Source organism: Acinetobacter colistiniresistens (genome assembly GCF_000413935.1).
GTDB classification, from domain to species: domain Bacteria; phylum Pseudomonadota; class Gammaproteobacteria; order Pseudomonadales; family Moraxellaceae; genus Acinetobacter; species Acinetobacter colistiniresistens.
Genome location: NZ_KE340379.1, coordinates 452,595 through 473,747 on the forward strand (window position 1 = coordinate 452,595; position 21,153 = coordinate 473,747).

The 21,153-nt window shown below is 42.5% G+C and carries 19 protein-coding genes and 2 pseudogenes; 16 read left to right on the forward strand and 5 right to left on the reverse strand.

Translation table 11 applies throughout. The features are described 5' to 3' along the window. Positions 1-213: 213 nt before the first annotated feature. The 7 genes and pseudogenes from F907_RS19455 to F907_RS11325 all read left to right on the forward strand — a co-directional run. Positions 214-4,517: pseudogene (locus F907_RS19455) on the forward strand (trimeric autotransporter adhesin AtaA); the annotation flags it as partial. Then, a pseudogene (locus F907_RS19525) lies at positions 4,515-4,664 on the forward strand (hypothetical protein); the annotation flags it as partial. The pseudogenes F907_RS19455 and F907_RS19525, both read left to right, overlap by 3 nt. Positions 4,665-5,082: 418 nt before the next feature. Then, positions 5,083-5,991, forward strand: a complete 909-nt coding sequence (locus tag F907_RS11345; RefSeq protein WP_016651856.1) for an AraC family transcriptional regulator — start codon at positions 5,083-5,085, stop codon at positions 5,989-5,991. Positions 5,992-6,043: 52 nt separating this feature from the next. Further along, complete coding sequence (locus tag F907_RS11340) at positions 6,044-6,946, forward strand: AraC family transcriptional regulator (protein ID WP_016651857.1); 903 nt, start codon at positions 6,044-6,046, stop codon at positions 6,944-6,946. Between the two features lie 122 nt (positions 6,947-7,068). Continuing rightward, positions 7,069-7,983, forward strand: coding sequence for an alpha/beta hydrolase (locus tag F907_RS11335; RefSeq protein WP_016651858.1), 915 nt, complete (start codon positions 7,069-7,071; stop codon positions 7,981-7,983). Between the two features lie 331 nt (positions 7,984-8,314). Further along, on the forward strand, positions 8,315-9,241 hold the full coding sequence (locus tag F907_RS11330) for an alpha/beta hydrolase (protein WP_016651859.1): 927 nt from the start codon (positions 8,315-8,317) through the stop codon (positions 9,239-9,241). A gap of 40 nt (positions 9,242-9,281) precedes the next feature. Then, on the forward strand, positions 9,282-10,199 hold the full coding sequence (locus tag F907_RS11325) for an alpha/beta hydrolase (protein ID WP_016651860.1): 918 nt from the start codon (positions 9,282-9,284) through the stop codon (positions 10,197-10,199). Between the two features lie 64 nt (positions 10,200-10,263). Here F907_RS11325 and F907_RS11320 read toward each other — a convergent pair whose 3' ends face one another. Continuing rightward, on the reverse strand, positions 10,264-11,169 hold the full coding sequence (locus F907_RS11320) for a LysR family transcriptional regulator (RefSeq protein WP_016651861.1): 906 nt from the start codon (positions 11,167-11,169) through the stop codon (positions 10,264-10,266). 99 nt (positions 11,170-11,268) lie between these two features. Between F907_RS11320 and F907_RS11315 the strand changes: the two genes are divergently transcribed. Beyond that, positions 11,269-11,865: an NAD(P)H-dependent oxidoreductase gene (locus tag F907_RS11315; RefSeq protein ID WP_016651862.1), complete on the forward strand. Its 597-nt coding sequence runs from the start codon at positions 11,269-11,271 to the stop codon at positions 11,863-11,865. A gap of 71 nt (positions 11,866-11,936) precedes the next feature. Here the strand turns inward: F907_RS11315 and F907_RS11310 are convergent, their stop codons facing one another. Both F907_RS11310 and F907_RS11305 read right to left on the reverse strand, forming a co-directional pair. Continuing rightward, complete coding sequence (locus F907_RS11310) at positions 11,937-12,578, reverse strand: SDR family oxidoreductase (RefSeq protein ID WP_016651863.1); 642 nt, start codon at positions 12,576-12,578, stop codon at positions 11,937-11,939. Between the two features lie 200 nt (positions 12,579-12,778). Next, complete coding sequence (locus F907_RS11305) at positions 12,779-13,879, reverse strand: MBL fold metallo-hydrolase (RefSeq protein ID WP_016651864.1); 1,101 nt, start codon at positions 13,877-13,879, stop codon at positions 12,779-12,781. Positions 13,880-14,158: 279 nt separating this feature from the next. On the opposite strand from F907_RS11305, the gene F907_RS11300 reads away from it, so the two are divergent. The 7 genes from F907_RS11300 to F907_RS11270 all read left to right on the forward strand — a co-directional run bounded on the left by F907_RS11300 (position 14,159) and on the right by F907_RS11270 (position 19,228). Continuing rightward, positions 14,159-14,797 carry a hypothetical protein gene (locus F907_RS11300; RefSeq protein ID WP_016651865.1) on the forward strand — a complete coding sequence of 213 codons (639 nt, stop codon included), beginning with the start codon at positions 14,159-14,161 and terminating at the stop codon, positions 14,795-14,797. A gap of 17 nt (positions 14,798-14,814) precedes the next feature. Then, positions 14,815-15,780, forward strand: coding sequence for a 2-hydroxyacid dehydrogenase (locus tag F907_RS11295; RefSeq protein ID WP_005271931.1), 966 nt, complete (start codon positions 14,815-14,817; stop codon positions 15,778-15,780). A gap of 111 nt (positions 15,781-15,891) precedes the next feature. Further along, positions 15,892-16,479 (forward strand): 1-acyl-sn-glycerol-3-phosphate acyltransferase, encoded by a 588-nt coding sequence (locus tag F907_RS11290; protein WP_016651866.1) that lies wholly within the window; start codon positions 15,892-15,894, stop codon positions 16,477-16,479. A 125-nt stretch (positions 16,480-16,604) separates the two neighbouring features. Then, positions 16,605-18,047 carry a M48 family metalloprotease gene (locus F907_RS11285; protein ID WP_016651867.1) on the forward strand — a complete coding sequence of 481 codons (1,443 nt, stop codon included), beginning with the start codon at positions 16,605-16,607 and terminating at the stop codon, positions 18,045-18,047. Positions 18,048-18,077: 30 nt separating this feature from the next. Further along, positions 18,078-18,443 (forward strand): GFA family protein, encoded by a 366-nt coding sequence (locus F907_RS11280; protein ID WP_016651868.1) that lies wholly within the window; start codon positions 18,078-18,080, stop codon positions 18,441-18,443. 40 nt (positions 18,444-18,483) lie between these two features. After that, positions 18,484-18,843 carry a hypothetical protein gene (locus F907_RS11275; protein WP_016651869.1) on the forward strand — a complete coding sequence of 120 codons (360 nt, stop codon included), beginning with the start codon at positions 18,484-18,486 and terminating at the stop codon, positions 18,841-18,843. Then, a complete protein-coding gene (locus F907_RS11270; RefSeq protein WP_016651870.1) occupies positions 18,821-19,228 on the forward strand; it encodes a hypothetical protein in 408 nt (135 codons plus the stop codon). Before F907_RS11275 ends, F907_RS11270 begins: the two co-directional genes overlap by 23 nt. 79 nt (positions 19,229-19,307) lie before the next feature. On the opposite strand, the gene F907_RS11265 is transcribed toward F907_RS11270, so the two are convergent. Together F907_RS11265 and rpsU are read right to left on the reverse strand one after the other, a co-directional pair. Beyond that, positions 19,308-19,754 carry a GatB/YqeY domain-containing protein gene (locus tag F907_RS11265; RefSeq protein WP_004808327.1) on the reverse strand — a complete coding sequence of 149 codons (447 nt, stop codon included), beginning with the start codon at positions 19,752-19,754 and terminating at the stop codon, positions 19,308-19,310. Positions 19,755-19,783: 29 nt separating this feature from the next. Beyond that, entirely contained in the window at positions 19,784-19,999 is a 216-nt protein-coding gene (gene rpsU / locus F907_RS11260; protein ID WP_004652785.1) for a 30S ribosomal protein S21, read from the reverse strand. 145 nt (positions 20,000-20,144) lie between these two features. Between rpsU and tsaD the strand changes: the two genes are divergently transcribed. Next, the gene (tsaD, locus tag F907_RS11255) at positions 20,145-21,152 is read left to right on the forward strand and encodes a tRNA (adenosine(37)-N6)-threonylcarbamoyltransferase complex transferase subunit TsaD (RefSeq protein WP_004652786.1); all 1,008 of its coding nucleotides are present in this window, start codon (positions 20,145-20,147) and stop codon (positions 21,150-21,152) included. Position 21,153: the final 1 nt, after the last annotated feature.

The following is a 21,153-nucleotide window of genomic DNA, read 5'->3' on the forward strand; positions in this document are numbered from 1 at the left end:
CCAACAACCAATGCTGATGGCTCAAGCAACTATCAAGTCGCGACTGCAAAAGACGTGAACTTCGATAAAGTGACTGTAGGCAGTGTGGTGGTTGATAAAGCGACCAATACGATTAACGGCTTAAGCAACAAGACTTGGAACGGTACAGCAGTCTCAGGTCAAGCAGCGACTGAAGACCAATTGGCTGCAGTGGATAGCAAGTTAGGTAATTTGGATGATGCAGCGGTTAAATACGATGACCCAACGACCAAAGACAAAGTGACTTTAGGTGGAGCAGGTTCAACTACACCAGTGACTTTGACTAACGTTAAAGCGGGTGCGGTGAATTCAAGCTCAACTGATGCAATCAATGGCAGCCAGTTACATGGTGTTGCAGATAGCGTGAAGAATGCGATTGGTGGCGCAACCACGATTGATGCAACCACAGGTGCGATCACCACCAGTAACATTGGTGGCACAGGTTCGAACACCATTGATGGTGCGATCACCAGCGTTAAAGATGCAGCAACCAAAGCGAAAACAACTGTTACAGCGGGTGATAACGTTGTTGTAACCCCAACAACCAATGCTGATGGTTCAAGCAACTATCAAGTCGCGACAGCAAAAGACGTGAACTTCGATAAAGTGACGGTAGGCAGTGTAGTCGTTGATAAAGCGACCAATACGATTAATGGTTTAAGCAACAAGACTTGGAACGGTACAGCAGTCTCAGGTCAAGCGGCGACAGAAGACCAATTGGCTGCAGTGGATAGCAAGTTAGGTGGTTTGGATGATGCAGCGGTTAAATACGATGACCCATTAACCAAAGACAAAGTGACTTTAGGTGGAGCAGGTTCTACTACACCAGTGACTTTGACCAATGTTAAAGCGGGTGCGGTGAATTCAAGTTCAACTGATGCAATCAACGGCAGCCAGTTACACGGTGTCGCGGACAGCGTCAAGAATGCGATTGGTGGTGCAACTACGATTGATGCAACCACAGGTGCGATCACCACCAGTAATATCGGTGGCACAGGTTCGAACACCATTGATGGTGCGATCACCAGCGTTAAAGCAACAGCAGACAAAGGCATCAAATTTGGTAATGGCACGATAAATAATCAGTTTGCTTTAGGCGATACGATTAATGTCAAAGGTTCAAGTGATGGCAGTATTACCAGTACCACAACAGCCGATGGTGTACAGCTTGGTTTAGGTAATATCATCAAAGTGGGTACAACTAACCCAGTTACGATTGATGGTACAGCAGGGACAATCGGCGGCTTAAGCAATAAGACCTGGAATGGTACAGCGGTATCAGGTCAAGCAGCAACAGAAGATCAATTGGCAATCGTTGATGGTAAGTTGGGTGGTTTGGATGATGCAGCGGTTAAATACGATGACCCAACGACCAAAGACAAAGTGACCTTAGGTGGAGCAGGTTCAACCACACCAGTAACCTTGACTAACGTTAAAGCGGGCGTGGTGAATTCAAGCTCAACTGATGCAATCAATGGTAGCCAGTTACACGGTGTCGCGGACAGCGTCAAGAATGCAATTGGTGGTTCAACCACGATTGATGCAACCACAGGTGCGATCACCACCAGTAACATTGGTGGCACAGGTTCGAACACCATTTCACCAGCGTTAAAGCGACAGCAGACAAAGGCATCAAATTTGGTAATGGTACAAGTAGCAACCAGTTTGCATTGGGTGATACGCTGAATGTCAAAGGTTCAACTGATGGCAGTATTACCAGTACCACAACAGCAGATGGTGTACAGCTTGGCTTGGGTAATACCATCAAAGTGGGTACAACTAACCCCGTTACGATTGATGGTACAGCAGGTACAATCGGCGGCTTAACTAACAAGACTTGGAACGGTACAGCAGTCTCAGGCCAAGCGGCAACAGAAGATCAATTGGCAATCGTTGACGGTAAGTTGGGTGGTTTGGATGATGCAGCGGTTAAATACGACGACCCAACTGCCAAAGACAAGATCACATTAGCTGGAGTAGGTGGCACAACAATTACTAACGTTAAAGCAGGTGCTGTGAATGCTACTTCAACTGATGCAATCAATGGCAGCCAGTTACATGGCGTCGCGGATAGCGTCAAGAATGCAATTGGTGGTTCAACCACAATTGATGCAACCACAGGTGCGATCACCACTAGTAACATCGGTGGCACAGGCTCGAACACCATTGATGGTGCAATCACCAGCGTTAAAGACGCAGCAACCAAAGCAAAAACAACCGTTACAGCGGGTGACAACGTTGTTGTAACGCCAACAACCAATGCTGATGGTTCAAGCAATTATCAAGTTTCTACAGCGAAAGACGTGAACTTCGATAAAGTGACTGTAGGTAGTGTGGTGGTTGATAAGGCAAGCAATACTATTGAAGGCCTGAGCAATAAAGACATTACAGCCAGTGATTTTGCAACCAAAGGCAGAGCTGCAACTGAAGAGCAATTGAAAGTTGCAATCAGTAGCAATATCACTGAAGTTGTTGATGGTAATGGCAACAAAGTCAATATCATTGACCAAATTGTAAATACCAAACCAGACAACAAAAACCAAGATTCATTGTTCTTAACCTACGATAAGCAAGGTCAAGAAACCACAGATCGCCTGACGATTGGACAAACGGTTCAGAAGATGAATACCGATGGAATTAAGTTCTTCCATACCAATGCCGATACCTCAAAAGGTGATCTAGGGGCAACCAATGACTCAAGTGCTGGTGGTCTCAACTCTACAGCGATTGGTGTAAATGCAATTGTTTCAACAGGTGCAGACAGTGCAGTGGCTTTAGGTCACAACAGTAAAGCTGGAGGCAAAGAGTCCATTGCAATTGGTAAAGGTGCTGAAGCAACAGGCCTGCAATCCATCAGTATTGGTACGGGTAACAAAGTGAAAGGTGATCACTCCGGTGCGATTGGTGACCCAACGATTGTGGATGGTGCAAACAGTTATTCTGTAGGTAATAACAATCAGGTACTGACAGATGATACCTTTGTACTTGGTAACAATGTGACCAAAACAGTGGCGGGCTCAGTTGTATTAGGGAGTGGTTCTGCTGCAACAACTGGTGCAGGTGTTGCAGGTTATGCATTGTCCGCTGTGACAGGTGCAGACAAAGCGGCCATTGATAAGACGACATCAACGACAGGTGCGGTTGCAGTTGGTGATGCTGCAAATGGAATTTATCGCCAGATCACAGGTGTTGCGGCAGGTAGTGCAGATGCAGATGCCGTGAACGTTGCACAATTGAAAGCGGTAGGCAATCAAGTTGTAACTACACAGAATACACTTGTGAATAGCTTGGGTGGCAATGCTACGGTCAATGCCGATGGCACCATTACCGGACCGACTTATAATGTGGCTCAAGGGAAACAGACTAATGTGGGTGATGCATTAACGGCACTCGACAAAGCCATTGGCACGGTAGGAACAACCTCTAAAACGACGGTGACCAATGGTCAGAATATTGTTGTGAATAAGAGCAAGAATGCAGATGGTTCAGATAACTATGAGGTTGCTACAGCCAAAGACTTAACGGTTGATTCTGTGACAGCAGGTAATACAGTTCTGAATAATGCCGGAATTAACATCGGTAACAATGCGGTTGTGTTGAACAATACTGGCTTAATCATTGCAGGTGGGCCAAGTGTCACGACCCAAGGGATCAATGCTGGGAATAAACAGATCAGCAATGTTGCAGCGGGTACCAATGCAACAGATGCCGTGAACAAGGGCCAATTGGATAGTGCGATTAGCAATGTGAATAACAATGTGAATGAGCTTTCCAATAATGCTGTGAAATACGATGATGCATCAAAAGACAAGATCACACTGGGTGGTACTAATGGAACCACTATTACCAATGTGAAAGACGGTAATATTGCTCAAGGCTCTAAAGATGCGGTGAATGGTGGGCAAGTTGCGCAAATCAGAGATGATTTACAAGGGCAAATTACTAACAATACCAATAATATTAATAACATTAAAAATGATATTAATAATGGTACGGTGGGTCTGGTTAAACAGGCAAATAGTAGTGCTGAAGTTACCGTTGCCAAAGATACTGGAGGTACTAAAGTTAATGTTGCTGGTACCGATGGTAATCGTGTTGTCACTGGTGTTAAAGATGGTGCAATCAATAAAACATCTACAGATGCAATCAATGGCTCTCAATTAAATGCAACAAATCAAAAAGTTGTTGAGTTCTTAGGTGGTGGTGCTGGTTATGACAACATTACCAATAGCTTTACCAATCCAACATATAACGTAGGCGGTAAGGACTATAACAATGTGGGTGGGGCAGTTGATGCATTGAATAAGGCTGATGTAGCGATTAATAATCGTATTGATAGTCTGGAGCAGTCTTTCTACGATACGAATAAGCGTATAAATGATGTTGAGAAAAGAGCCAATGGCGGTATTGCTTCTGCACTTGCTGTAGCAAGTTTGCCGCAGCCAACAGAAAAGGGTTACACAATGCTGAGCGCGGGTACTGGTGTATGGCAGGGTGAATCAAGTGTTGCAATTGGAGCATCAGGTGTAACCGAGGATAGAAGAGTTTTTGGTAAACCAGTGAATTATGTCTGGAAATTCTCAGGTACAGGTGATAGCCGCGGTAATGTAGGCGGTGGAGCTGCGGTGGGTGTTCAGTGGAAATAACTTGATCATTAAAACCAGATTGCAGATATTAAGATATCTGCAATCTTAAAAAAATACTGCAACAATGTGAACGGCACCCTGAAAATTGGACAGATTTATGCTAATTGGGCGGGTGCTTTTCTATTGCTAAATATTCTCAAGCATTTCAACTTGAACTTGCCGAATATGATTTGTCTGCTTTGGGTAGAAATCACCAAGCTATTTGACCCAATGGGATCAGGTTTTAAAAGTTAGATAGCGTTTGTATGTATTGGAGATCATGACTAAACCCTAATTGTGATGGGGTGGGGGGATGTAAGATAAATCATTGAACATGGTCACATGATTACACTAAAAATATGAGCTGATAATGTGAACTGATGTTTTAAGATGAATAGATTACTGTTCACTTCAACATTTTGGGATAATTTATTTGGATATGACGACTTCTGTTGAACGAAATAGAAATACTGATCAGCTGATTCAAGCAGTTTCAGATTTAGCTATGCAGCAAGGCGATCATATTTCTACGATTCCTCAGCTTTCTTTTCACCATCGGATGCGCCCAACCGATAGCACCCATTGTATTTACAATTTGGGTATCGGTATGATTTTACAGGGACAAAAAGAGGTTGTGATTGGTGATCGGAATTACCTTTGTCATGAAGGGCAAAGTATGTTGACCACCATTGATTTACCCGTAACTTCACATATTGTAAAGGCTTCACCACAGCAACCATTTTTAGCGCTCTTATTACTACTTGATCTGCAAATGGTCAACCAAGTGGCGGCAGAAATGCCTGTAGACGTTTTAAGCATGTCAGATGAGAGCCAGCATTCTTTTTCGGTGGAAATTGCTGATCCTCCCTTGATTGATGCCTTTTTGAGGCTGGTTCGTGTTTTAGATGAACCTTTGATGTTGCCGCATTTAGCTCCTTTAATTCAAAAAGAAATTATTGTGCGGGTTTTGAATGGCCCACATGGTCGGTACTTACGTCAGTTAGTGAAATCAGGCTCAGCAAATCAGAAAATTCATCAGGTGGTGAGTTGGTTAAAGCATCATTATGTGCAACCTATGCGGATGGATGATTTAGCGGATAAGGCCTTTATGAGTCCTTCAACTTTTAGGCAACATTTCCGTGCAGTGACGGGCATGAGTCCATTGCAATATCAAAAGCAGTTACGGTTACAGGAAGCACGACATTTGATGTTTAACCAAAATGTTGATGCAGGACATGCTGCAGGATTAGTGGGGTATGAAAGTGCTTCTCAGTTTAGTCGTGAATATAGCCGTTTATTTGGTGAGTCACCGCAACGGGACATTCAACGCATGCGACAAGGTCTATAACGATTGGCTTTAAAGAGATCGTACGTATTTCTCATCTTCTATATGAGATCAGATGTACAGCAAGATAGGTGATGAGATGGATGCGTCAGATCAAACCAAAGAACTTGTTAAAATACTGGCTGATAAGGTAGGCAGGTTAGTACAGGATGAAGATTTTCAGACTGGGATTTCAGGTTTTTCTTTACATCGACGTACAGTCAAACAGTCTATCCATTGCATTTATGGGCTTGGTTTAGGCATTGTCTTGCAGGGGCAAAAAGAAGTTCTGATTCGTGATAAGGTGTATGGCTATGGAACTGGGCAAACCATGCTCACCACCATAGATTTACCTGCGATTAGCCGAGTGACGCAGGCATCTTATCGTGAGCCTTTTTTGGGTATGATGCTGCCATTGGATTTGGACCTGATTATTGAAACCGTGCAGGCATTAGATAACAAGATTAAACTTAAAAACCTGCCTGCATTTTCAATCGAGGACCTCGATACCCCACTGATCAATGCATTGTCACGTTTAGTCGATTTGATTGAAGAACCCCAAATGATTGAACAACTTGCACCCATCATCAAGCAAGAAATTGTGCTCCGTTTACTGGTTGGGCAACACGGTGTTTATTTACGTAATTTAGTCAAGGCAACTATTTCGAATCAACATATTTTCAGCGTGATTCATTGGCTAAGAAATAATTTTCTGCAAGAAAATTGTTTACAAGTGGCTTTTGAGCAGGCCAATATGAGTGCAGCGACATTCAGAAATCAGTTCAAAAACATCACTGGGATGACCCCGCTGCAATACCAAAAACAATTGAGGTTGCAGGAAGCTCGAAAATTGGTGTTATCACAAACCCTGAATATACAACAAATTGCTGATCGGGTTGGTTATGAAAGTCAGTCACAATTTATTCGAGAATATTCACGCTTATTTGGCAGTACGCCCAGCCGAGATGGACAGCGATAAAACCTTAAAATAGGCAAACTATTTTTAAGAATAGGCAACTTTGATTTGCAGCAACTCTCTAGACTGAAGATATCAGCAAAGAGAACTTTGCTTATGCTTTCCTAGATTGAAGAGGTGATGAAATGGAAGCAGTCAAAATTAAAAATACCTATTGGGATATTGCCGCAGATTTATATTTCCCCCCCGCGTTTGATCAAACTAAAAAATATCCAACCATTATGAGTGCACATCCAATTGGTAGTTGCAAAGAGCAGACCTCGGGCAATGTGTATGGCGAAGCACTCGCCAAAGCGGGTTTTGTGGTGATTGCATTTGATGCCAGTTTTCAGGGAGAAAGTGGAGGGGAGCCTCGTTATATCGAAGACCCGTCGTTACGTGTTGAAGATTTTCGCATCGTGGTAGATTATCTGGTTACGCTGGATTATGTCGATGAAAATCGAATTGGTGTTTTAGGTATCTGTGGTGGCGGTGGATACTCGATCAACGCAGCCATGACAGAACGTCGGATTAAAGCGGTAGGGACAATTACGGGTGCAAACTATGGGCGTGTGATGCGCGAAGCAAGTGGTGGTAATCCGATTGCATTTTTAGAGGCGATTGCAGCTCAACGTACAGCGGAGGCAAGAGGGGCTGTACTTCGGGTGGATCAAGGCTTGTATCCAACGGTTGAAGCAGCCAAAGCGGATCATGCCGATATTGATCCGTTAGAAGCGACGGAATATTACCGTACTGTACGGGGCGAAAAGCCAAATGGTGTGAATAAAACGCTGTTCTCTCACAACGCTGTTGCTGTGGGTTGGGATGCTTTTCATTTGGCAGAAATCTTATTGACTCAACCCCTGATGATTATTGTGGGGAGTAAGCCGGGTGGTTTCGGTGCCTATCGCGATGGTTTTGAAATCATTAATCGTGCTGCCTCAAAAAATAAAGAGTTGGTGGTGGTCGAAGGTTGGTCTCATTATGACCTCTATGACAAAGCAGAGCCGGTCAAAATTGCTTTAGATAAGCTGATTCCATTCTATCAAGCCAATCTTTAATTCTTGCTTGTTGTTAAAAAATGGTGTTGTGAGTTGATCGGGTGACTGATCAACTTTCAAATTTTGCAAAATCTCCTGCTGGAGGGAGGTGAGAGCTGTGGAGCCTGCGTGAATTGCGAATTATTCCAGTCTTTTTAATTAACACTTTGTATTATTTATCTGAAAATTATAAATAAAATTAAATGAAATATGAACTAACAAAATAGGCAAATATCCCGTCGGAATAGGCAATTTGATCAGGTTTTTGCATCCTATACTCGAAGTATGAAAAGTAGCCCTCAATCTAAAAATGGATTGTTGTTACACATCATCATCAAGCGAGGTACTCAACATGCAAGCGGTTCGCTATAAAAATTTGGCATGGGAATCGGCAGCAAATCTCTTATTCCCAAATGATTTTGATCCAGCTCAAAAATATCCTGCAATCGTTAGTGTTCATCCAATTGGTAGTTGTAAGGAGCAGACTTCGGGCAATATTTATGGCAAGGCATTGGCCGAAGCAGGCTTTGTTGTTTTAGTCATTGATGCATCTTTTCAGGGAGAAAGTGGTGGTGAGCCACGTTTTATCGAGAATCCGTATCACCGTGTCGAAGACATTCGCTATGCCGTGGATTACTTGGTTACACAAGACTTTGTTGATGAAAACCGAATTGGTGCGCTAGGAGTGTGTGGGGGTGGTGCGTATGTCTTAAATGCGGCATTAACAGAGCGTCGTCTGAAAGCCGTGACCTCGATTACAGGGGTGAATTTTGGCCGTATGACGCGTGAAGGTTATGGCGGTACAGGGCAGGCCTTAATTGAAGGGCTAGAAGCAGTTGCACGGCAACGTACTGCCGAAGCTCGAGGCGCAGAATTATTAGTTAATAACTTATTACCGCCATCCGTAGAAGAAGGTAAAAAAGCTGGAATTACAGATATTGATCCACTAGAAGCGACCGATTACTACAAAACATCTCGCGGACAGCAACCGAATGGAGCAACCAGTGCCCTGTTCTCCCGTATGAGTGTGGCATTAGGTTGGGATGCATTCCATTTATCTGAGGTCCTATTAACCCAACCGATTTTAGTGGTGATCGGTGATAAACCCGGTGCATTTGGGGCTTACCGTGATGGACATGAAATCATACGTCGTGCTGCATCAGCACAAAAAGAGTTATTGGTGTTAGAAAACACCTCACATTATGAACTTTATGATCAACCAGAACCTGTAGCGAAAGCTTTGGAAAAGGTGATTCCCTTTTTTAAGCAATACCTTTAAGCCTTAAGTCTAAATCAAAAATATTCATAGGAATAAGATTATGTCTAAAGATATTAGTATTCAAAATCATAATGGTCAGGGGATCACCCTTGCAGCAGTGATTAATTTTCCGGACGGATTTGATCAAAACAAAGTCTATCCCGCGATTGTCGTCAGTCATCCAGGTGGTGGTGTCAAGGAACAAACAGCAGGCCTATATGCACGAAAATTAGCTGAGCATGGATTTATTAGCATTGCCTATGATGCATCGTATCAAGGTGCGAGTACTGGCTTACCACGTCAGTTAGAAAACCCATATATCCGTACCGAAGATATCAGTGCCGTGATTGATTATTTAACAACGTTGCCTTATGTCGACAATGAGCGTATTGGTGCAATGGGGATTTGTGCAGGGGCTGGTTATACCGCAAATGCAGCAATTAATGATCGTCGTATCAAAGCGGTGGGCATGGTAAGTGCGGTCAACATTGGACAAATGTTCCGTAATGGATGGGAGAACAATGTCAGAGATGCCGATGCGCTTCCTTATATTCAAGCAGGTTCCGATGCGCGAACTTCAGATGCCAGTGGCACTGAAATTGCCACAATTCCGCTTGCACCGTTGAGAGAGGAAGATGCTCCCAATGAGGAATTACGTGAAGCGTGGGAGTATTACCATACTTCACGTGCCGAGCATCCGAATGCACCAGGTTTTGCCACTGCGCGTAGTTTAACCCAGATCATGACTTACGATGCTTACAACAAAGCTGAAGCTTTTTTGACTCAACCTTTATTGGCAATTGCAGGAAGCGTAGCAGGCAGTAAATGGATGAGTGAAGACTTGATTCATCGTGCGGCAAGTAGTGATAAGCAACTCTATATCGTGGTTGGAGCCAACCACATGTCACTTTATGACAAATTAAACTTCGTTGATGAAGCCATACAACAGTTAACGGCGTTCTTTAGTGCCAAGCTTTAATATAACGCGATAAAAAAGACAGGCGATTGGTCTGTCTTTTTTATATTTTCAGACTTTGAAACGGTTATGCATACAGTTGTTGCGGTAATTTTTCCACGAGTTGATCAATCGCCAAACGGGTTTTAAGGGGCATGAAGGGCAGAGTGGGCCAAAGGACGTAGATTGGAAAGTCAACACTGGAGAAATTTGCCAATACCTGAATTAAGGTCCCTTGTTGCAGCTCGTGATGAACCAGCCAATCGGGTAGCCAAGCAATGCCATGATGTGACAGGACCGTATTTTTAATCGCTTGCATATCATTTAACATCAATTTTGCTTGTGGTTTGATGGTATAGCTCTGTTTATGTTCATCTTGAAGATGCCATTTGGGTTGCTGTCCTGAATAGGGATAAGCAATCGTCGTATGCTGTTGTAGATCATCGAGCTGATGTAAAGCACTCGACCTTTCAAGATATTGTGGTGTTGCACAGAGCAGCATGCGGTGATCCCCCAGTTTTCTTGCAACCAAATGATGACTATCGGGCAGCGTACCAATCCGAATGGCCAAGTCAAAGCCATCCTCAACCAGATCTATGGTTCGGTCATTCAATGAGAGTTCGATTTGCAAATCAGGATGTTGTTGTGCAAGTTCAACCATCAGTGGCGCAACATAGAGCTGTCCAAACAGTACTGGGGCTGAAATTCTCAATAGCCCCGTCGCATTGATTTTGCCTTGATCTAATAAACTTTCAGCAGTATGGATTTCTGCGAGCGCACGATGGCTATGTTCATAAAACAGAGCACCTTCTGTAGTTAGGCTCAGTGTACGAGTGGTGCGCTTAAACAAAGTCACGCCCAAGCGCTCTTCTAAGCGAGCGATACTCTTACTGACAGCTGAGCGAGTCAGATGCAATTGTTCAGCCGCGTTGCTAAAACTTCCTGCTTCAACCACGGTGACAAAGATTGAGATGGTATTGAGTTCAGTTTGCATTATTGTAGATTATTTGGAATCAATTTATAGAAATAGTATCACTACTGGTGATTTAAATCTAATAGTAAGATAGCTTCATCAAAGATATGGAGAACAACCATGGCGAAAGTGCTGGTATTAAAATCAAGTATTATGGGTGATCAATCACAAACCAGTCGTTTAGTCGATGTATTTTTACAAGAGCGTGTGGAGAAAGGATTGCAGGATGAAGTCATCATCCGTGATTTAGCAACACTGAATCTACCTGTACTTGATGCCGAGATATTCCAAGCGTTACGTGGCGCTGAGAATGTTGCAGCACCGATTCAAAAGATTATTCAGTTATCAGATGAACTTATTGCCGAGTTGAAGGCAACCGATTTATTGGTCATTGGGGCGCCAATGTATAACTTGAATGTTCCGACACAGTTAAAAAACTGGTTTGATTTAGTGGCCCGTGCCCGTCACACCTTCCGATATACCGAAACTTACCCGCAAGGTCTGGTTGAAAATGTAAAAGCCATTGTGATGACTAGTCGTGGTGGAATTCATTTGGGACAGGTAACGGATGCAGTGACGCCTTATCTTCAGTCTGTTCTAGGCCTGATGGGTATCCATGATGTGAATTTTGTCTATGCAGAAGGCCTGGATATGCCAGCATTAAGAACAGATGCCTTAAAAGCTGCACAGCAAAAGGCCCAGCAGGTTGCCGTTTAAAAATTGATAAACCCCTTTACTGCTGCTCGATTGGCAGAATCGGACAATGATCCAACTCATTGTCCGATTTTTTATGCGTTGATGAAGTAAGGTCGATCTGCAGCTGTATTGGGTTTATTCACCCCGAGATTTTTTCGTGAAGCAACGTTGGGCTGCTGAATGATTTTGACGACCAGCGCCGCAACACTTTTACGGGAAACCACGGTGCCTTTAAAGTCTTGATCACGTTCAGTGGTTTCATAATCAATTTCATCTTCATCCATGAGCCATGCTGCACGCAAAATACTGTAATCCAGATCAGAGGCTTCTAACAAATCAGCTGCTTTACGGTAGGGGCCGAGGTAGGCACCAATTTCTTTGCGATTCCAGTCACTAAACTTACCTTTGACCTCATCATAGATGCCTAATGAATTGATCAAAATAATGCGTTGAACACCCGCTGTGTACATGGCAGCAATCATGTTTTCTGTTTGCGCTTCGAGCTCACCAGCCAAGTTTGCATAGACGATATCTTGACCTTGAACGGCTTGTTGCACTTGTTCCAAGTTCAATGCATCACCTTCGATAACTCTTGTATTGGCAGGTAGATTCGACGCTAATTTTCTTGCATCGCGGACAAATAAGGTTTGGGTGAGATCAGCTTCATTGGCTAACATGTCAATAACCCATTTAGCGATTTGGCCTGATGCACCAAGAATCAATACATGTTTCATTTTAGCTGCCCTCTGCATAGAGAATCCGTCTGTATGGCGTATTCTTACTGTTTTTGATGTTTTTATTAAAGCTTAAATAGTCAAACAGAAATGACCTGAAATGCGCAGTTATTTGCCTAATTTGATGAGCTTGACCGTTTTTAAGATATCCATAAAAAGCCCCATCGAAATGAGGCGGTATATTGTAGAGGCGAGTTTCTTTAACGAATGTTCTGCCACCATTGTTTAAAGCTTTGATGCTCATTATCCAGTTCAACCAACTCGCCAATCATGGGAGTGGCAAGGCGATATTTTCTGTTCTTTGAATATTCGACAATGCGGGTAATTGGTTCATCCCATGCGTGCTTGGCCAAACTGAATTTTGAATGATGCACAGGAATCATATTGCGTGCATTCAGTTCTTCGGTCGCTTGCGCCACTTCATCTGGATGGCAATGCACGGAACGCCAGGCGGCATCGTATTGTCCATTTTCCATCAAGGCCCAATCAAAGGGACCATATTTTTGTCCAATCTCGATAAAGTGTTTGTCATAACCGCCATCGCCGGTATAAAAAATCTTTTTATCAGGGGATTGAATCACGAACGATACCCAAAGGTTTTTGCCGCCATCAAACGCACGTCGAGAATCATGATGGGTGGTTTCAGTGATAATACTAATGCCATCATCAAATTCGATTTTGTCACCCCAATCTCTTTCGATCAGCTTTTCTTTGGGATAACCCCAGTACTCAAAGTGTTCGCCTACACCTAGACCTGTAATGACATATTTAACTTTATCTTTGAGTTTAAGTGTTGTTTCATAATCCAGATGGTCATAGTGATCATGCGAAATCAGTAGATAATCAATATTAGGTAACTCTTCAACGGTATAAATATCAGTCCCTTTATAGGCTCGTGTGCCCCAAGGAAAAGGGGAGGCTTTGCCGCTCATGACGGGATCAATCAAAAAGGTTTTACCATGCAATTGCATAAATACGGATGAGTGTCCAAACCAGATGATGACATCCTGTTTAGGGTTGAGGCTGAGTAGATTGGTTTTAATTGAAGGAATCGGATCAATTGGATTGCGATGAGGAATGGTTTTAATAAAGGTTTTGTAGAGTTCTACCGCAATACTTGAACCTTCACTCATTCCAGATTTTTCGATCAGGTTACGGAATTGGCCTTGTCGATAATTGGGAGAGTTCTCGATCAATTGGAGGCGTTTACCAGAAGGGATTTTACCGAATAGAGGTTGTTGGGTATATATGGCACTGCCAGCAATGAGCAGAACAACAGCGATCGCAAAAAGAATAAGCATAAATGGAGTCCACCTTTTCATTTGAGCATTCGATACAACAGTAATAAAAACTAAAAGCGACAAAATGATGAAATATTATCTAAAAGTCGACGAATGAAAATTTGCCTATAGTTATTGAATTTTTGCCTAAACTAAGAAAACGTTTATTTTCGAGGCGAATTGAATTTGGATTGATGTGATTGAGCAAAAGGAAGTCATTTAGGCTGGGTTGGTTTATGTTAGACTAGGCAGGGTTACAGTGTTGCGAATCACTGTGAATGAGGACAACGAGTAGGTAAGATGATCGGGCAGCAAAGAAACATATTGGCAACTTTAGGAATAGATGTTTGGATTCCGAGAGAAGTCGTGTGTCAAAAAAATACTGCATCGAGTCTATGGCGAGATCAAGTGGCGGATGAAACACCACAGCCTTCAGTACCGATGATTGCTCCTGCATCAGTTGTTCAAGATCGTATTTTACCGGTATCGACAACCACCACAATTGAAGAACCTCAGCCTGCAGAGATCATTGCCAAGTCTGTGGTCAAAGAAGCGGTTGTTGAAAAAGAGCAGATTGTCATTACAGCGCAGATTCAAGCCTTTGAACTGCAAATGTATATCTTGGAAAACAGTGCCATTTTATTAGAGAGCAGCCAGCTTAGCGATGTGCAACGTCAGCTTTGGCAAAATATTCAAAAGGCGAAACTCGGACAATATGCTGAATTGAAATGGCCATTTCCCTTGGCTGCATTTCAAGAGAGCAGAGGACTGTCGTCTTATATCCAAGGCTTTTTGGACGCGACAGCAAATAACAAAAAAATATTATGCTTAGGTCAACTGGACTTTATTCAGCATTCCAATATATTACATTTAGCGAGTTTAGAAGAAATGCTGGCTCAACCTGTCTTGAAAAAACGGTTGTGGCAGCTCATGCAATAAAGAACGGAAATCGAATCATGAAGAAAGTCGTTGTATTCAGCCAAATAGATCAGGACGTTTTAGCGCAGTTACAGCAAGATTATCAGGTGGTGGTACTCAACCCAAAACTGGGTGATATCAATGAACAGATTCGAACTGAAGTGGTTGATGCTGATGCCATGATTGGTGCAGGACGCTTACTCAATGAAAGCAATTTAGCGCCTGCCCAAAAACTTAAAATTATTTCGACCGTGTCGGTTGGTTACGATAACTACGATGTCGACTATCTTAATCAAAAGAAAATTTGGCTTGCCAATACCCCACATGTACTGACAGAAACAACAGCTGATCTTGCCTTTACTTTATTGCTCAGTGCCGCACGTCAAATTCCCTACTTAGATGCATGGACCAAACAAGGTCAATGGAAACGCACTGTTTCTACTGAACAATTTGGTGTGGATGTTTTTGGTAAAACCTTGGGTATTATTGGCTTGGGGAATATTGGGGCTGCCATTGCCCGCCGTGGTTTTTATGGTTTCAATATGAATATTTTGTACCATAACCGCCGTGAAAAGATTGAAGTGGCGCAAGCCTTCAATGCGCAGTATCGCGACTTAGACCAGCTCTTACAGCAGTCGGATTTTATTGTGGTGGCTGTTGATTTAAATCATGAATCAAAAGCACTGATTGGTGCAGAGCAGTTTGATTTAATGCAAAAACATGCCGTCTTCGTCAATATTGCACGGGGTTCTGTGGTCGATGAGAATGCTTTAATCGAAGCCTTACAACAACACAAAATTTTTGCTGCTGGTCTAGATGTCTATGCCAAAGAACCGTTGCAAAGTTCTCCCTTATTCGAATTAGCAAATGCAGTCACTGTACCGCATTTAGGTTCAGCGACAGCCGAAACACGTCAGAAAATGGTGAAGCTGGCTTATCAAAACCTGATTGATGCTTTAGAGGATCGTACGCCGCGTTATCTGGTCAATCCAAAGTTTGAATAATTGCTTACAATGCTGACCAATTGGTTGCTGCATTCTTGTGCGATCCCATCTTTTTAAATTGATTAATATTGGTACACTTGCGCCCTTTGTGACTTCGTCTTGGGGTATCTGGTGTTCGAGAAATTAGCTGAACAAAGTTTGGGCTTAATGGGCTGGGAAATTGATAATCATTGGGATTTAAATATTGACCAATGTGTGATGATTGCGGCTCCGCATACCAGCAATTGGGATGCGCTTTATGCCCGTTTGGCATTGAAGGCTTTAGGTGTTAATGTTCGACTTACCATCAAAGACAGTTATATGAAATTGCCCTTTGGTCCCTTTGTGCGTGCTATGGGGGGGATTGGAATTGATCGTAGCGTGAAGCATGAAGGTCAAGCACGACCAAGCATGGTTCAACTGATGAGCGATTTATTTAAGACGCATCCCAAGTTGGTGATGTTGGTGACCCCAGAAGGGACACGTGCCAAGCAGGAACAATGGAAAACAGGTTTTTATCATGTTGCAATGACAGCAGGTGTACCGATTGCACTCGCATATATGGACTATGCCAAGAAAAAAACTGGTGTAGGGAAAATTGTCTATCCTACGGGCGATTATCAAAAAGATATGACTGAAATTATGTCTTTTTATGCGGAAATCAGCGCCAAATTTCCAGAAAAATTTAGTGTCGACCAGCGTTACATCGCGGCAGAGTGATTCAAGCGCTTGCAAAAATCATAAAGTCAGGCAGGTTTTTCCTGCCTTTTATAACACTTTGTTGCAAATTTCTCCTACTTTCAATGCTATATTGAATTTCTTTATTAAAATCATAGAGAAACCACTTGAGATCGTTGCTGCTCGCCTGTGGCCTTTTCGCCACAACTCAACTCAGTCACACTGAAGTTTTTTTACCTTCGCAGGGCGTAGGGCAAGCAGAAGTGCCTGAAATTGGCAGTGGCATAGGTTTGCTCGATCAACAAAAAGAAAAATTTATTGGTGAAAAAGTTTATCGTGAAGTGCATCGCCAAATGCCTACAGTGCAAGATGCATGGTTGGAAGATCAATTTTTACAAGTTTTTGCGGGTATTCTCAGCCAGACTCAACTTGGGCAGCCAATTGGTTTGGTCATTATCAAAGATCCTCAAATCAATGCCTTTGCTGTACCAGGTGGTTTATTTGCACTGAATACCGGCTTAATTACATCTGCAAAAAATATTGATGAGATTGCAGGTGTGATGGCACATGAAATTGCACACGTTGCACAGCGACACTATAGCCGCTCTCAAGAAGCGTTTAAGGGGCAGGGTTTACTGGCTTTGGCGGGAATTATCGTGGGTGCTGCGATTGCATCTCAGGCAGATGGTAATGCGGGTGCAGCGGTAATGCTGGGGACACAAGCAGCATTGATGGATAAGCAGTTGAGTTATAGCCGTAATCAGGAACGTGAAGCGGATCGTATCGGGATGCAGTTTATGTATGCTGCTGGTTATAACCCGCAAAGTATGGCCGATTATTTTGAAACGATGCATCGAGCGACCAGTCGTGTCAGCTTCTTACCCGATTTTTGGTTTACCCATCCCTTAACCACCGAACGGATGAGTGAGGCGCGTTTGCGTGCCAATCAACTACCTAAAGTGAAATCAAAAATTTATGATCTCGATTTTGAAATTTTAAAACTTTACACTTTGGTTGTTTCAAATCAGGCCACTGAAATTCAATTGCAGGCGTTGGCGAATCAAAACAATACTGCAGCGCAATTGGCGCTGAGCAAGTTTTATCTTGAACAAGGTGATTATGCGCAAGCGCAAGCCAACTTGGATTTGGTGAAGACGAAACTCAAGAACCATGTGCTGATTCCCTTGATTCAAACTGATATCTATCTAGGCCAAAATAAATTAGATCAAGCATATAGCAGCATTAATTCAATCCAGAAAGTTATGCCTGAAAATAGAGCTTTATCTTATAAGCTAGCAGAAGTCCTGATCCGCCAAGGGCAAATTGTGCAGGCACAGGCTTTGGTACAGCGTTTTATTCATAAAAACCAACGTGACATTGAAGGTTGGCAGTTGCTGCAACAAGCCACCAATTTAGACAAGAGTTCCCCCTTACAAGCTGTCAATGTGTTGGGTTATCGTGCAGAGGCTGAGTACTGGTCAGGTTATGAAGAGAATGCAATTAAGTCGATGCTCCATGCACAACGACTTGCGAAAGGAAATGTGGCGATGTCGGCTAAGATTGACGCACGGTTGAAACAGATGCAAGATGAGCGTCGTATGAAGCTCTAATATGCATTAAAACAATTCAAGGAAAGGCTCATGATTCAAGGGCAATGTTTGTGTGGCGCTGTGCAGTACCAATATCATGGTGAAATTGAAAACAGCATTTTATGTTATTGCAGCCATTGCCAACAGGCACAAGGCTCTATTGCAGGCTGGAACAGTCCAGTCGAGCAAAGTAAATTTGAACTGATTACTGGGCGTGAGCAACTAAAAGAATATTTTCACACGCCAAATAAGGCGCGTGTATTTTGTCAAAACTGCGCCAGTCCACTCTATTCTTACCGCAAGGATTTACCTGATGTGATTCGTTTAAGGCTCGGTACGGTGACCGAAGGAGAAGTTCCTGCACCTAAAGAAGAATTTTTTCTTGAGCATAAACCAAATTTTATTGAATTAAGATAAGATGACGAGCGTAAAGAATCGCTAACAAGTTAGAACATTTATGAAGAAGATTTTAGTTTTTATTTTTGCGATAAGCAGTGTAGGGATCAGCTCGGCAGCATCGATTGAGCAGTATGCAAACTCAGTCGATAAAATTCGTGGCACATATGCACAGGATATTCGGAGTTTTTTACGGAGTCTAAATCCACAAACTTCACAATTTAGCCCTGAGCAACAAACAAAGTACTGTCAGATTAATCAGCGTTATATTCAGGAAATGTCTGATGCGATTGAAAAAAATCGCTCATCATTACCAGCGCAATATGCCAGTATGAGCAAACAAGATTTAATCAAGCAGGTAGTTGAATCAAAAGAAATGCAAATGCTGGCGAAATATAATGTTCAGTGTGATTTTAAATAATATGGCGATATCAGAGCAGCTTGAAAATATTTTTACAGAAGAAATTGTATTTAAAGATGCAAGAGAGCATTTATTGGGTTTCTTAAAAGAATCAAAAGCGGAAACTATCATCTTAAATTATGATGATGTAGGTGAAAAAGTCACAAATAAAAGCTGGATAGATGAAATAGATTTTAAAATTGAAGCGATTGTTTACCAAGATAATTGTCTACTTGGACATAGTACAGTCAGAATATATGTGGCTTTAGGTGAATGTCATATAGACAAAGCGATTAGCGTCGTATCTTCAGAATTGGGAAATCTAATTTTGTATTATAGTATGGACAGCGTAGCAGAAGGCGAAATATACGCATATTCTTCTGATCTTATTTACCAATCTATTTAAACTTGCTGATCTGTAAAAGATATAGCAAGACAAAGAGAAGTGTCTTGAGCTAATACAAACATAAGCGTTAAAATTTTACTTAACTCAATTTTGCTTTGATTTTAGCAGATACTTGTGCAGGATCGGCACGCCCGGCTATGATCGGACGTAGAGAATTCATCACCTTACCCATATCTTTCATGCTAGTAGCTTCTTGAGCAGCAATCGTTTGCTCAATGATAGAATCAAGTTCTTCCTCAGTCATAGCTGCTGGTAGAAATTGAGAAATAACCTCAACTTCGGCTTGTTCTTTACTAGCTAAATCATCTCGACCAGCGCCAGAAAAGGCCTTGATCGATTCTTTACGTTGTTTAATTTGCTTTTCAATGACCGCAAGAACCTGAGCATCGTCAAGCTCTATGCGCTCATCGACTTCGATTTGCTTAATTGCTGCCTGTACACCACGAATAACCGTTACTGTTGCCATATCTTTGGCACGCATTGAGTTTTTTAACACGTCAGTAATTTGGTTTTTTAAAGTATTCATAGTCTCTTCAGCAGTCAATCACAAATTAATTAGTAAAGGCGAGTAGTACGTACAGATTCGCGAGTCAATTTCTTTTGATAACGCTTAACTGCAGCAGCTTTTTTACGCTTACGTTCTTGAGTTGGTTTCTCATAGAATTCGCGCTTACGAACGTCAGCTAAAACACCCGCTTTTTCGCATGAACGTTTGAAACGACGGATAGCTACGTCTACTGGTTCGCCTTCTTTCAACTTAACTTGTGGCATGTAAAATCCTCTAAGATTATGGATAAGATCTAACGCACTATTGCACTAGATCGCAAGTGAAGGTCAGTATTTTACTCATTTACAACTCAGATCACAAGTCTATAATAGCTTCGATATTATTTTTGATCGTTGTAAAGGCAGTTTAATGATTGTTTTGGGCTTAGAAACTTCGTGTGATGAAACTGGGTTAGCACTCTATGATAGCGAGCTCGGCTTACGTGGACAGGTTTTATATAGCCAGATTAAATTGCATGCGGAATATGGTGGCGTTGTTCCTGAGTTAGCTTCACGCGATCATGTTCGTAAGATGATTCCTTTGATTAATCAACTGCTTGAACAGAGTGGCGTCAAGAAACAAGAGATTGATGCGGTTGCCTATACCCGTGGTCCAGGGTTGATGGGGGCATTGATGACAGGTGCTTTATTTGGCCGCAGTTTAGCCTTTGCATTTAATAAGCCTGCGATTGGTGTACACCATATGGAAGGTCATATGCTTGCACCATTACTTTCGGAAACTCCACCGGAATTTCCGTTTGTGGCTTTATTGGTTTCAGGTGGGCATACTCAATTAATGGCAGCCTATGGCATCGGTCAATATGAGTTATTGGGTGAATCCATTGATGATGCAGCGGGTGAAGCCTTTGATAAAGTCGCAAAAATGATGAAACTGCCTTATCCGGGTGGACCGAATATTGCGAAATTGGCGTTACAGGGGGATGCCAAAGCATTTGAATTCCCACGACCAATATTACATCAGGGTTTGGATTTTTCTTTCAGCGGTCTTAAAACAGCGGTTTCTGTACAACTGAAAAAGTTAGGTGAAGAAAATCGCGATGCCGATGTGGCAGCTTCTTTTCAAGAGGCTGTTGTCGATACACTGGTTAAAAAATCAGTAAAGGCTTTAAAGCAAACAGGTTTAAAACGTTTGGTGATTGCAGGTGGTGTGAGTGCCAATCTAAGATTGCGTGAGCAATTAGAAACGTCACTGGCAAAGATCAAGGCACATGTTTATTATGCCGAGCCCGCATTGTGTACAGACAATGGTGCCATGATTGCCTTTGCTGGATATCAACGTTTAAAAGCTGGGCAACATGATGGTTTGGCGGTGACGACAACACCAAGATGGCCAATGACTGAGTTACAGCCGACCTAAA

Coding starts and splice junctions, on each gene's coding strand:
- F907_RS11280 (WP_016651868.1), top strand. CDS start 18,078: ATGATTCAAGGGCAATGTTTGTGTGGCGCTGTGCAGTACCAATATCAT.
- F907_RS11310 (WP_016651863.1), bottom strand. CDS start 12,578: ATGAAACATGTATTGATTCTTGGTGCATCAGGCCAAATCGCTAAATGG.
- F907_RS11315 (WP_016651862.1), top strand. CDS start 11,269: ATGGCGAAAGTGCTGGTATTAAAATCAAGTATTATGGGTGATCAATCA.
- F907_RS11320 (WP_016651861.1), bottom strand. CDS start 11,169: ATGCAAACTGAACTCAATACCATCTCAATCTTTGTCACCGTGGTTGAA.
- F907_RS11270 (WP_016651870.1), top strand. CDS start 18,821: ATGTTCAGTGTGATTTTAAATAATATGGCGATATCAGAGCAGCTTGAA.
- F907_RS11325 (WP_016651860.1), top strand. CDS start 9,282: ATGTCTAAAGATATTAGTATTCAAAATCATAATGGTCAGGGGATCACC.
- F907_RS11345 (WP_016651856.1), top strand. CDS start 5,083: ATGACGACTTCTGTTGAACGAAATAGAAATACTGATCAGCTGATTCAA.
- F907_RS11340 (WP_016651857.1), top strand. CDS start 6,044: ATGTACAGCAAGATAGGTGATGAGATGGATGCGTCAGATCAAACCAAA.
- F907_RS11295 (WP_005271931.1), top strand. CDS start 14,815: ATGAAGAAAGTCGTTGTATTCAGCCAAATAGATCAGGACGTTTTAGCG.
- F907_RS11265 (WP_004808327.1), bottom strand. CDS start 19,754: ATGAATACTTTAAAAAACCAAATTACTGACGTGTTAAAAAACTCAATG.
- F907_RS11305 (WP_016651864.1), bottom strand. CDS start 13,879: ATGCTTATTCTTTTTGCGATCGCTGTTGTTCTGCTCATTGCTGGCAGT.
- F907_RS11330 (WP_016651859.1), top strand. CDS start 8,315: ATGCAAGCGGTTCGCTATAAAAATTTGGCATGGGAATCGGCAGCAAAT.
- F907_RS11335 (WP_016651858.1), top strand. CDS start 7,069: ATGGAAGCAGTCAAAATTAAAAATACCTATTGGGATATTGCCGCAGAT.
- tsaD (WP_004652786.1), top strand. CDS start 20,145: ATGATTGTTTTGGGCTTAGAAACTTCGTGTGATGAAACTGGGTTAGCA.
- F907_RS11275 (WP_016651869.1), top strand. CDS start 18,484: ATGAAGAAGATTTTAGTTTTTATTTTTGCGATAAGCAGTGTAGGGATC.
- F907_RS11300 (WP_016651865.1), top strand. CDS start 14,159: ATGATCGGGCAGCAAAGAAACATATTGGCAACTTTAGGAATAGATGTT.
- rpsU (WP_004652785.1), bottom strand. CDS start 19,999: ATGCCACAAGTTAAGTTGAAAGAAGGCGAACCAGTAGACGTAGCTATC.